This window comes from Bacteroidota bacterium, from assembly GCA_023957335.1.
Taxonomy (GTDB): domain Bacteria; phylum Bacteroidota; class Bacteroidia; order NS11-12g; family UBA955; genus JALOAG01.
The window spans coordinates 32,353-45,365 of record JAMLHC010000002.1 but is presented as its reverse complement, the minus strand read 5'-3'; the positions used below and the strand labels follow the sequence as shown (position 1 = coordinate 45,365).

General features: G+C 37.0%; 9 protein-coding genes. 3 read left to right on the top strand and 6 right to left on the bottom strand.

Annotated elements, in window-relative coordinates:
• Positions 1-30 precede the first annotated feature (30 nt).
• Positions 31-3,708 carry an ATP-binding protein gene (locus M9892_03550; protein ID MCO5253424.1) on the top strand — a complete coding sequence of 1,226 codons (3,678 nt, stop codon included), beginning with the start codon at positions 31-33 and terminating at the stop codon, positions 3,706-3,708.
• On the top strand, positions 3,705-7,280 hold the full coding sequence (locus tag M9892_03545) for a hypothetical protein (protein ID MCO5253423.1): 3,576 nt from the start codon (positions 3,705-3,707) through the stop codon (positions 7,278-7,280). The genes M9892_03550 and M9892_03545 overlap by 4 nt, the downstream gene beginning before the upstream one ends.
• 103 nt (positions 7,281-7,383) lie before the next feature.
• Here the strand turns inward: M9892_03545 and accC are convergent, their stop codons facing one another.
• Genes accC through M9892_03515 form a run of 6 tightly spaced genes read right to left on the bottom strand, consistent with a single transcriptional unit; the run spans position 7,384 to position 12,062 of the window.
• Positions 7,384-8,721, bottom strand: coding sequence for an acetyl-CoA carboxylase biotin carboxylase subunit (accC, locus tag M9892_03540; GenBank protein MCO5253422.1), 1,338 nt, complete (start codon positions 8,719-8,721; stop codon positions 7,384-7,386).
• Positions 8,722-8,749: 28 nt separating this feature from the next.
• Positions 8,750-9,232: an acetyl-CoA carboxylase biotin carboxyl carrier protein gene (gene accB, locus M9892_03535; protein MCO5253421.1), complete on the bottom strand. Its 483-nt coding sequence runs from the start codon at positions 9,230-9,232 to the stop codon at positions 8,750-8,752.
• 60 nt (positions 9,233-9,292) lie between these two features.
• The gene (locus M9892_03530; protein MCO5253420.1) at positions 9,293-10,291 is read right to left on the bottom strand and encodes a ketoacyl-ACP synthase III; all 999 of its coding nucleotides are present in this window, start codon (positions 10,289-10,291) and stop codon (positions 9,293-9,295) included.
• A 41-nt stretch (positions 10,292-10,332) separates the two neighbouring features.
• Positions 10,333-11,274 carry a phosphate acyltransferase PlsX gene (gene plsX / locus M9892_03525; protein MCO5253419.1) on the bottom strand — a complete coding sequence of 314 codons (942 nt, stop codon included), beginning with the start codon at positions 11,272-11,274 and terminating at the stop codon, positions 10,333-10,335.
• Positions 11,275-11,303: 29 nt separating this feature from the next.
• Entirely contained in the window at positions 11,304-11,489 is a 186-nt protein-coding gene (gene rpmF, locus M9892_03520) for a 50S ribosomal protein L32 (GenBank protein MCO5253418.1), read from the bottom strand.
• Between the two features lie 6 nt (positions 11,490-11,495).
• Positions 11,496-12,062, bottom strand: coding sequence for a DUF177 domain-containing protein (locus tag M9892_03515; GenBank protein MCO5253417.1), 567 nt, complete (start codon positions 12,060-12,062; stop codon positions 11,496-11,498).
• A 182-nt stretch (positions 12,063-12,244) separates the two neighbouring features.
• On the opposite strand from M9892_03515, the gene M9892_03510 reads away from it, so the two are divergent.
• Positions 12,245-12,952 (top strand): SMUG2 DNA glycosylase family protein, encoded by a 708-nt coding sequence (locus M9892_03510; GenBank protein MCO5253416.1) that lies wholly within the window; start codon positions 12,245-12,247, stop codon positions 12,950-12,952.
• The last annotated feature ends 61 nt before the right edge of the window (positions 12,953-13,013 follow it).

Here is a 13,013-nt window from a genome sequence, read left to right as displayed (position 1 = left end):
TCTTCATTATCCGTACACGCTCACTTCAAAATGTTTTACATTCGCACTTCTGCTGTGGGTGCTATGTTGAAGAAATATATACTTCATTTTGTATTGCTTATTCTGACTTGTGTGGGCGTATGGTTAGAGAATATTGCTCCTAACCAAACCACACATCGTGAGGAAGTCATTTCAAAGTTTAAATCCTATGTTGAGAAGTATGACAATGCGCAGAAGAAACTTTTAACTTCTTATGGTTATCAATCAAGTTTGTATCCTCTACAACTCTTTGTTTTTAAAGGTGATAGTGCTGTCTTTTGGAGTTCAGATAAAGTAGCTTTTAAACAATACAATATTTCCGACTCTCTCCAAATTAAATATCTGAGTTTTAATGATGGATTTTACAGAGTCTGTTCTCAAAAAGACAGTCTTGGGTTCTCGCATTATTCCCTATTAAAGCTTGCTCATAATTTCCCGAATACTATTCATGGAATGCCACAAAATAAGGCAGTGAAATTGAGCGGGATAGAGGATGAAATTCAACTTAAATCTGAAACTCATGATTCAACTTATTATCCCGTGTCCTTGAACGGTCAAAAGGTTGATTTCTATGTTAATATTCTGAATGTCGAAACTAACTCTGATGTCAGTTTGTGGTTCTATATTCCTGCATTGATTTTGCTTTTATGGCTCATTATAAGGTTACTTGTTTATAAAAGGATAATGAGCTCCGATCAATACCTTTTTCAATCGGGGTTTATATTGTTTTTCTTAGTAACGATAAGGATATTATTAGCGAATGAATTATTGCTTCATTTTTTGTCGCAGAGTCCGATGTTCTCGCCCGAACTTTTTGCTCATTCTCATTGGTCAAGTTCTTATGCAGAGAATTTTTTAAACATCGTTATTCTTTGCTTTCTTCTGTTATTTATAAGAAAAATTAGAATACTGCCTTCAACAATTTCGTTATTTCCAGCTTTGTTGATTGTCAATGCTTTGCTTGCAGGCTTTATTTATTGGCAACTTACGGAAGTACAACACTTAATTATAGACTCCAAAATCAATTTAGACCCGGTTGTAATTGATGAATTAAATGTTTATACACTTTTGGGGATTATACTGATTGGGCTTCATCTGGCATTGCTCTTTGTTCTTTGCGGGTTACTCGTTGATTGGTTTGCAGCTTCTCTAAAAAGAAAGAGCCTTGTTTATTATCTATCCTTGGTTTTACAGGCAACTTTTGCGGGATTGGTTTTATGGAATGGAAGTTTTATATATATGCCTGCCATTATTCTTGCATGGATGTTTCTTGCATTCATGGTGATGTATTTTGTTCTGCATTATAACAGAGATAATGAGAACTGGATAAAGATGTTGTTGATTGTAGCTTTTGTGTTATTGAATACCTTTAGAATCAATAGTCTGTTAGAACAGAAAGAGCATGAGTACCGTAAACTATATGCATACAAAATACTGCACGAGCGCGATCTGGAATTAGAAAGGCGATTGCTCGAAGCAGAACATAAATTAGAATCAAATAATGTTTTTCAAAGTTGTATTTATGAAGATTCTGCATTCAACGAAGAAGAGTTTGAAGGCATACTGAAATACGACTATCTGATAGACTTTCTGAGTGATTTTGATATCTATATTAAGTCTTTTTCGGGTTCAAGCAATTCATGGAGCGATTTGCAAAAACAAGGATTTGATAATTATTACAAAATCTACATGGAGACGAGCGAAGACGGGCTTAGTCACAGTTTTCTCAAAGTCAAGGAAAGCAGCGGTTTTTCGGGTTATATTTCTGCACATATAACAGGCGAGTATAACTCACCGGAGTTTCAATCGGTATTTATCCTTTTGCGTCAAAAAGTAAGAACATCACAGAAGGCATTGTCAGAGTTTACCGGAAAGTCAGCCGGTATCCCATTTTCCCCATTTACATATTACCATGCATTGTATGTGAATAATAAGTTAAGCCGTGTTAGTCCAGAGTTCCCTTTTGAAAGGTTTAACGAACAATTTCATTCCAATAAGCAAGAGGAATTTTTTATTCAAAACGGATATAGTATTTATGTTTATCATCCTGAACCTGAAAGGGTATTAGTGTTAGTGTTCCCACTGCGTACCTTAGCTAATTATTTTACAGTTTTTGCAGGTTTAATTTTGTCTATTTTTCTAATTTGGTTTAGTGTGTTGAGCCTAAGGTTGGCAATTAGAATTATAACTTTGAATATAAACCGTTTGTTTACACGTCACAAAGCCAAACTCTATTTGCCTTCTTTTAGAAATATGCTTTTGCAGCGCAAGATTCAGACTGCTTTGATTGTAGAACTTATTTTGAGTTTTGTGGCGGGAACCTTTATGGTAGCTAATTTTATTTCCAAAAATTATGAAGATACCCAACAAAGGCAGGTATTAGAAAAAATGCGTGGTATATCGGGAGAACTCGAAAAATCGGGTATTATGGATTTTGGAAATAAAACCGGTCCGAAGCGCGAATTCTTGATTGATTTGTCGGAAAGTTACAATTTGGATATCAGTTTGTTTAATCTCAATGGTACATTGTGGTTGTCGTCAAGTCCTGATTTATATAAAAATGCAGTTATCAATGAATACATGAATCCCGTTGCCTATCAAAAACTTACACAAGATAGATTGTATTCATTCAATCAAAATGAAAGGCTTTATGGTTACAAATACAGTTCTTTTTATCAATCATTTTTTGATCATCAACAGAAACTAACCGGCTATATTCATCTGCCTTTCTTTGCACGCCAACAGGAAACCAACAGAGAACTAACTTCTTTGCTGGTGGATATGTTAAACATCTTTGTTATATTTTTTCTAATAACCGGGGTCTTGTCCGTTTTTCTATCCAAAGTAATCACACGCCCACTCGCCATTATTGCGCTTAGTTTACGCAAACTCAGAGTAGGGGGTGAGAATGAGGCAATTACATGGCAAAGTAATGACGAGATAGGTCAATTAGTTAAAACTTACAATACAGTGCTGCATCAACTCGAGGTGAGTATTGAGAAACTCGCTCTGACAGAAAGAGAAGGAGCCTGGCGCGAAATGGCTAAACAAGTGGCACATGAAATCAAAAATCCGCTCACTCCCATGCGCCTGAGTATTCAACACTTGCAAAGATCGGTTGCCGAAACCGACCCTTCAATTAAAGAAAAAATCAAAAAAGTTTCAGACTTGCTTGTTACCCAGATTGATTTGATGTCAAAAATGGCTGAAGAGTTTTCTTCTTTCGCTAAAATGCCTATGGCTGTTCCGGCAAATATTGATATCAGTCTTATGTTGCGAGATATGGTGGACTTGTTCTCTAATTCCGAAGATTTTGACATTTCCCTTGAAGGATTAGAAAAACCTGCCTTTATCCTTGCCGACAAAGACCAAATGAAAAGGGTGTTTACAAATCTGATTAAGAATGCATATCAAGCAAAAAAAGAGGAAGAAACTTGTATGCTCAGTATATCGGCTGAGATAGAAGGAAATATACTTACTATTGCATTCGCTGATAATGGTGTAGGGATTGAGGATAGTCTGAAAGAAAAGATTTTCCACCCGAACTTCAGTACTAAAACTTCTGGAATGGGATTAGGGTTGGCAATTTCCAAGAAAATTATTGAACTTGCCGGTGGAAGTATCAGATTTGAAAGTACTCAAGGTACAGGGACTATATTTTATATTACTTTGCCGCTTGCAAAAATTTGAAACTCAACTTCCATAAAGTATATTGGGTAAAGCAGAATGTCGCATTAATAACCCTGCTCTATGGATTCGTTTTTTTTTCTCAAGCACAACAATATCCTGATTATTACTCACTTAGAACATATCATCAAGTAGTATTGTCCGATACAGTTTATTTTGATAGTGCTATGCGTTTTGTTCCTTCAACCGTTTTTGTTAAAAGCGGTGATTCTATTTTAAAACAAGGTCGTGACTATCATATTTTGACCGAACTGGGGTGTTTTGTTTTTAATCCGATTTATATTGGTCATACAATAGATGTGAGTGGACGCGCTTTTGCACCACGTAATTTTGAGTTTAAGACTTTTCATAAAGACCCAAATTTGATTGAACCCACATTTGCACAAAACCCTTTTGTATATAGCACTCAATCCAATAATGACCCTTCTGATATCTTCAAACAAAACGGTTTGAATATTCAAGGAAATATATCGCGTGGTGTTGGTGTGGGGAATACACAGGATTTGGCTGTCAACTCAGATATGAACTTGCAGATTAATGGTAAACTTGGGAGTGAAATTGTGGTTGAAGCTGCTATCTCTGACCAAAATAATCCGATACAGCCGGAGGGCAACACTCAGCAAATACAGGACTTTGACAGAGTTTATATTAGTTTTTCGAAAGATAGTTCAAAACTGACGGTCGGAGACTTCCCGATGGCAGGTAATCGGCAAGATTATTTTATGAAGTTTAATAAAAAATCAAGAGGCTTGCAGTTTTCACATGTTGATTCTTTATGGAAAGGACAAAATTTCACACAAGCTTCTCTTGCGGTTTCAAGGGGGCGTTTTGCACGTAATGAAATTCAGGGACAGGAGGGCAACCAAGGTCCATATATGCTATCCGGTTCAAACAATGAATTGTTTATTATTATCATTTCAGGAACGGAGGCAGTTTATGTGGATGGGAAACAGATGCAACGAGGTCAGCAGAATGATTATGTGATTGATTACAATACAGGTTCATTGACATTTATGCCTCGCACACTGATTACACAATACAGTAGAATTGTGGTTGAATTTCAATATGCCGATAGAAATTATGGTCGGTCTGTTTTCCACGGAACAGATATTTTTCAAAAAAATAAATTCACTATTCGTGGAAGCTATTTTTTGGAACAAGATAATAAGAATCAGCCATTTCAGCAATCGCTGGATTTGTATGACTCATCTACCAGCAGAAGTGCAATAGATATTATGACAGAGGCAGGTAATAACCCTGCAATGATGAATATGCCTAATGTCAAAAAATTCAGCACTTTTCAAACAGATAGGATTATGTATAGGCTGATTGATACTATGGGTACAAAAATTTATGTTTATACGGACAACCCCGATAGTGATTCGGTTTTTTATCAGCCAATATTTTCAAGAACTGAACAAGGGGGAGGAAATTACAGACAAAAAGCAAGTCTTGCCAATGGACGTGTTTTTGAATGGGTGGCACCTTTAGGAGGGGTTCCTCAGGGTAATTATGCGCCTTTGGTGCAACTGACAGCACCACAAAGATTGCAGATGTTTACTGCGGGAGTAGATTATAGACCCGATAGTAATACTGTAATCTCGGTGGAGTTTGCTGCCAGTAATAAAGACCAAAATACATTTTCGACAATTGACAACAGTACAAATGGAGGTTATGCCGGTAACCTTAAAGTTGTGCGCAACGACAATTTCAGATTAAATAATAAAAACAAGCTGAAATGGCAGAATCAATTATCAATAGAGTGGGCTGATAAGAGATTTAATTATGTTGAGCGCTACAGAGACATAGAGTTTGAACGTTCATGGAGCAGGCAGTATTCTAATCCATCCGCTACAAGAACGCAAAGTGAAGAGAGGATTTTGAACTTCTCCGGTAGTGCCGGTGTTGGAGATAAGGTTTCTTTAAGCTATACCACTGCTATGTATCAAAAAATGGGTGAGTTCAATGGATTGCAATTTGGATATGGGCTGACAGGCAATCACAAAGGATTCGCACTAACACATAACACTACTTTTATCAATTCCACAACACGAAAAACAGATTTATATCAAAATGTTTTTAGTATGAACAATAGTTCCTATGTATCACGTGGTTCACTATCTAAAACTTTTTTTAGAAAAAATATTATTAGTGCCGAATATGAAAGTGAACAAAGTCTTTTTCAGTCAGATACAAGTTCAAACTTTGAGATGATAAGTTATCGATATTTCCAGTCAGGTATGACTCTTCAGCGAAATGAAAGTGAGAATTTGAGCGGTCGCTTGAATTTTAACAGACGGGTTGATTTTCTACCCAAAGGCAATAACTTAGAACAATCGGTGATGTCAAACAATCTGAGTTTGAATGTTGTCAAGGAAGGTCAGCGATGGAAGGATAGATTAGATTTTACTTTGTCATATCGTGCTGTCGAAAATGAGGATACAATGCAAGCCGGCAATCTGCCTGACAGGACGGTACTCTCTCGTATTGAATATCAATTTGGGTTGTTCAATAAATCCATTCTCTCGAGTACTTATTATCAAATTGGGACAGGTCAAGAACAAAAGCGTGAATTTACATATATAGAAGTACGACAAGGTCAAGGAACCCATGTTTGGCATGACTATAACGAAAATGGAATACAAGAAATTAATGAGTTTGAAACTGCGGTTTTTCAAGATCAAGCAAATTTTATTAAAGTGCTTATTCCTACCAATGAATTTATCAGATCAAATACCAATGAGTTCAACCAAACACTGCGTATTAGCCCGCCCATTAAATGGCAAAGTGCAAATCGATTGAAGAAAACATTGGCAAGATTTAATGCCTTAGGCTCCTATCGTGCCGACAGGAAAACTACAGACAACCGTCTTCAAACTTTATTTAATCCTTTGGATATTAATATTGCTGACACATCACTCATCAATCTTGGTTCATCCCTCAAAGGGACTTTGTTTTTCAATCGTTCTAACCCTAAATTTGGAATGGAATATAATTATCAAAAAAACAAAACAAAGCAATTTCTTATACAAGGTTTTGACTCGCGCGACATCGAAAAAAATAGCTTGAACATTCGCATGAATTTTACTGCAGATTGGTCATTGATTAGCATAGGGGAGCTTGGACAGCGTGGATTTAACAGTACTTTCTCATCCAACAGAAACTATCGCTTTGATTATATAGAAGCCAATCCCGAACTGTTTTGGCAGCCCGGTAAATCATTCAGATTAGGAGGTTTTTATAGGTATTATGAAGCTTATAACAAACCTGTCTATGGAGGTGAAAAAGCAACATGGAATGAATATGGTGCAGAGTTTCGTACTTTCTTAAAAAATCTTACTACCATTGATGGCAAACTAAGTTTTGTCCAAATCAATTATAGCGGGATAAGTTCTAGCCCGGTAGCTTATAATATGCTCAGGGGCTTACAAAACGGAAAAAACATAAATTGGCAACTGCTTGTTGGAGGAAGAATAGGCAAAAACATTCAAATTACACTTAACTACGAAGGTAGGAAGAACCAAACAGCTCCCACTGTGCACGTGGGCAGGGTAGAAGCAAGGTATTTGTTTTGACGAGTATAATCTTTGGTGCTTTACTAATCAGTTCAAATGATTGCAAAAAAAAACACAAACCCATCGGTGAGTTTGTGTTTTGAAATATTGTATAAGTACGAAGTTACTTAATCTTAAAATCATTCATAAAGGCAGTCGTAAACTCACCTTTTCTGAAGTTTGGGTCAGCGAGGATTTGCAAGTGGAGAGGTATAGTTGTCTGAATTCCTTCAATGACAAATTCTCCCAATGCACGCTCCATTTTAACAATACACTCATGACGAGACTGAGCCGTTACAATCAACTTAGCAATCATAGAGTCATAATTTGGCGGAATCGTGTATCCTGCATAGATATGAGTATCCACTCTAACCCCATGTCCACCGGGCTTGTGCAAAGTTTCAATTTTGCCCGGATTAGGTCTGAAATTGTTATAAGGGTCTTCAGCATTAATTCTACATTCCATACTATGCTTTGTAGGGTAATAGTCTTTTCCGGTAATAGGGTCGCCTGCAGCAATTCTGATTTGTTCTTTGATTAAATCCCTGTCAATAACTTCTTCTGTAATGGCATGTTCCACCTGAATACGAGTATTCATTTCCATAAAATAGAAGTTCTTGTGCTTGTCAACCAAAAACTCAATTGTCCCCACGCCCTCGTAGTTGATAATCTGCGCAGCGGCTTTGGCGGCTTCTCCCATTTTTTTACGGAGTTTTTCATCAATAAAAGGAGAAGGGGTTTCTTCAATTAATTTTTGGTGTCTTCGCTGAATAGAACAATCTCTTTCAGACAAGTGACATACCTTTCCATATTGGTCTCCGGCAATCTGCACCTCAATGTGGTGAGGCTCTTCAATGAATTTTTCGAGGTAAATTCCATCATTGCCAAATGAAGCACCTGCTTCTGATTTGGCTGCTTCCCAATGTCTTTCAAAATCTTCTTCCTTCCAAATTTCGCGCATACCTCTACCACCGCCACCCGCAGTAGCTTTAATGATTACAGGATAACCGATTGTTTTGGCAAGTTTTTTTGCTTCTTCAATATCGTCAACCAAGCCGTCAGAGCCCGGGATTGTGGGCACACCGGCTTTTTTCATGGTTGCTTTTGCATTGGATTTATCACCCATTGCTATGATTTGCTCAGGAGTAGCACCTATAAACTTAATGCCATTGTCTCTGCATATTTGGCTGAATTTGGCATTTTCGCTCAAAAAACCATAGCCGGGATGAATTGCATCTGCTCCGGTAATTTCAGCAGCCGCAATAATATTGCTCATTTTAAGATAGGATTCAGAGCTGGGTGCAGCTCCAATACACACTGCCTCGTCAGCAAATCTGATATGTAAACTTTCTTTGTCAGCAGTAGAATACACAGCTACTGTAGGAATACCCATTTCCTTGCAAGTTCTAATGATACGTAGTGCAATTTCACCACGGTTGGCAATTAATATTTTCTTAAACACAATGGTAAATGATTAGTTTAATAATAGCTTAAGGCTCAACAAGGAACAAAGGTTGATCGTATTCAACAGGGCTGTTATTATCAACCAGAATCTTCACAATTTTACCACTCACTTCAGATTCAATCTCGTTGAATAATTTCATGGCTTCAATAATACAAAGCACCTTTCCCGGTTTGATTTCATCGCCTACGCTAACAAATGCAGGGTTCTCCGGTTTGGAAGAACGATAGAAAGTTCCTATCATCGGTGATTTAACAGTAATCAAGTTAGTTGCAACAGGCTCTTTTGCCGGTGTAGCCGGTGCAGCAGGGGTTTGAGCCGGAATTGCAGCCGGTTGGGCTATTTGCGGTGTTGGAATACTAGCCTGAATTAATTGAGGTTGAGTAGCTGCAATTTGTATAGGCGCATTCTTTTTGATAGTGATTTTGAAATCTTTCTTTTCAATTTCAACTTCGTCAACCGATTGTGTAGCAACGAATTTGATTAAATTTTGAATGTCTTTTAAGTCCATATTTTCTTTTTTATGTTGGTTCAAAGGTAAAATTTTTGTTGTTATTATTGAATGTGAAAATTATTTTGGGTCGTATGCCCACTTGAGATAGATAGAACCCCAAGTAAAACCACCTCCAAATGTGGCTAAAATCAGGTTGTCTCCTTTTTTAAATTGTTTTTCATAATCTTTAAAAAGAAGCGGAATGGTCCCACTCGTAGTATTTCCATAACGTTGTATGTTCATGAGAACTTTCTCGGATGGAAGCCCCATAGTTTCAGCAGTATAGTCTATGATTCTTTTATTTGCCTGATGAGCAAGCAACCAATTGACATCGTTAGATGATAAGTTGTTTTGCTCCATAATTCGTTTAGACACATCCGCCATATTGGTAACAGCAAATTTGAATACTGTTTTTCCTTCTTGATAAACGTAATGCTCGCGATTTGTAACAGTTTCAATTGTAGGCGGTCTGAGCGAACCACCCGATTTTTGAAAAAGAAATTCTCTGCCGGAACCATCGGATCTAAGAATTGCATCTTGAATTCCCAGTCCCTCTTCATTGGGTTCGAGCAAAACTGCTCCGCCACCGTCCCCAAATATGATGCATGTATTTCTGTCTTGGTAATCAATGATGGCAGACATCTTGTCAACACCAACGACCAATACTTTTTTGTGTGTACCTGCTTGAATAAATTGAGCACCGGTTTGAAGTGCATATAAAAAACCTGAACAAGCAGCACCTAAATCAAATCCCCATGCATTTGTTGCTCCAATTTTGTCACACAAAATATTAGCAGATGCAGGGAAAATAAGGTCACCTGTTACGGTAGCGAAAATCACCAGTTCAATTTCTTTTGCTGAAATCCCGCGTTTAACTAATAGTTCTTTTACGGCTTCTACAGCAATATCAGAGCTTCCTTTGCCGGGCTCTTTTAAAATATGTCTTTCTTTGATGCCGGTTCGAGTGGTAATCCATTCGTCCGAAGTGTCCACCATCTTTTCTAAATCACTGTTGGTCAAAATATCCTTTGGGACATAACCTCCTATAGCAGTGATTGCAGCAGTTATTCTACTCATTAAGTTGTATAATTAATTAAGTGCAAATGAATGAAAAAAGTTCAGAATGCGGATTTTATTTTATCAATCATTTTAGACACCACTACATCTTTTGCCAATTCTATCATCTTAATAAAAGTATCGGCTTTAGAAATTCCGTGTCCAATGATGACCGGTGCATTTACCCCCAGAATAGGGGTGCCACCATAATATTTGAAATTAAAACGGTCGAGATATTCATCTTTAATCCCTCTTTTCATAAGGTTATAAAAGAGTCCTTCCGCAACTTTTAGAATAACATTTCCGGTAAATCCATCGCAGACAAACACATCAGCTTTGTTGGAGAAGAGCTCTCTGCCTTCAATATTTCCGATAAAATCAATCCTGTCATTGGCTTCAAGAAGTGGATAAGTCGCTTGTGTAAGCAGATTGCCCTTTTCCTTCTCTTCGCCAATGTTGAGTAATCCTACTTTAGCTTGTCCATTAGTGCTGTACACAGCTTTGTAAAAGAGCGAGCCAAGGGTTGCAAACTGATTAAGTACCTCAGGTTTGCAATCGGCATTTGCTCCTACATCAAGCAAAATTCCCACAGAACCGTCCGGTCTGGGGAGTATTGTAGTGATTGTTGGTCTTAATACACCCGTGATTGTTTTCACTGAAAACATGGCTCCTACATGCATGGCACCTGTGTTACCTGCACTCAAAAATGCATCCACTTTGCCTTCTGCAAGGAATTGAAAACCAACAGAAATACTTGAATTCTTTTTTTGGGTTAATGCTTTTGTTGGATGTTCACCCATTTGGATTACTTCATCACAGTGAATGATTTCACAATGGCTGTGGTCTAACTCCAATTCATTAAGGATTTGTTTTATCTGCTCACTTACGCCAAATAAAACGGGTATAATATCGGCATGTGCCTCATCTTTGATAATAGCTTTAACTGCCTTCAAAGGTTCAAGAGGGGCATAGTCACCGCCCATTACATCTATTCCAACTCTGATTTTATTCACAGATGAATTGAATGAAGTGATTATTCTTCGTTTTTACCTTTCATCACTTTCACCCCTTTGTACATTCCGGTTGCAAGGTTTACTCTGTGGTAAATTCCTGCATCTCCTGTAACGGGGTCTGCGACCATGGGCTTAGAACCCAATTTGTGGTGAGTTCTACCTTTGTCTCTTCTGGTTGTTGACGTTTTTCGCTTAGGATGTGCCATCTTTTTTTATTTTAAATTGTTTAATATGTCTTTTAATTTATCCCATTCGGGATTGATTTCTTTGGCTTCTTCTACCTTTGTTTCTTCATTCATTATGGTTTGTAATTTTTGAAGTATTGTTGCATCACACTTTTCACCTATATCTTCACATGTTTTCCTCATAGGAATAGCAAGATTAATCATCTCATATAAATATCCGGCTATATTAAAAGAGTGTTCGCTGGGCAATATGTATGTCAAATCTTCCTCTTCATCACCCACTTGATCGGAAATTTTGACAAGTAACTTAAACTCATTTTCAATGGGATAGCTGATTTTGGTTAAGCACCGGTCGCAAGACAATCCTACATTTCCCATCACTTTCATATCAAAATGTAAAGATTGGCTCTTCTTTTCAAATACTACGTTTGCATTAAGGTTTCCCGAATCCAAAGAACTGTTCTCAAAAAGTAGGAAAAAATCAGAAGTGAGATTGAATTCAAGATTGTGAATACCTTCTTTGAACTTAACAAATTCGATTTCAAAGTCTTTGAGTTCCACAGCCATATCCTCTCCCAAATTTTGAGGGCGCAAAGATAGATAAATTTTCGATTTTCAACATTTGCTTTTTGATTTAAAATACTCGATATGTACATTAGCTTAAAATTAGTCGTTGGACAATATTTTCTTTGGCTTAAACAATACTTGTCTTTTACAAAAAAGGAGTGTTGTCAAATATCCTAACTTTGTAAGCACTTGACTATAGAACAATAGAGATGTTGGAAACCATTGCAGAAAATATAATTACATTTAATCAGAATCTTACTTATGTTGGGAAGTTGCCAAAGGGATTTAAGGTAATGAATCCATTTGTTGAAAACCCTGAAACAATGGATGTGATGAGGAAATTCTATCATCAATATTATAATGACAACCAAAAACGCAAGTTTATAATTGGAATCAATCCAAGTCGTCATGGTGCCGGTATTACGGGTGTGCCTTTTACAGACACTAAAAGATTAGACTCTATTTGTGGAATTAAAATGAAGTCTGCAAAGACACACGAGGTTTCGTCTGTTTTTTTGTACGATATGATCATGGCTTATGGTGGTGCAAAGAGTTTTTATGGTCAATTTTATATCAATTCGCCCTTTCCGCTTGCCATCATCAGAAAGTCTGATAATGGCTCATGGTTAAATGCTAATTACTACGATGATAAACAACTGTTTGAGATGGTCAAGGATTTTATGATTGAATCGCTCAAAAAACATATCGAACTTGGATTAGATTGTGAGGAGGTTTATGTGCTTGGTACTAAGAATGCGAACTTTATTCATAAACTTAATAAGGAAGAAAAGCTATTTGATAGTATTGTGCCACTCGAACATCCAAGGTACATTCAGCAATACAAATCCAAAGAAAAGCAGCAATTTATAGATAAATACATTTTGACTCTTAGTAGAAGATTAATAGTAGAAGAGTAAACTAAGTTGTAATCAGGTATATAAGTTGTAATTAGGACAAATAAAGAGTCAGCCATAATCG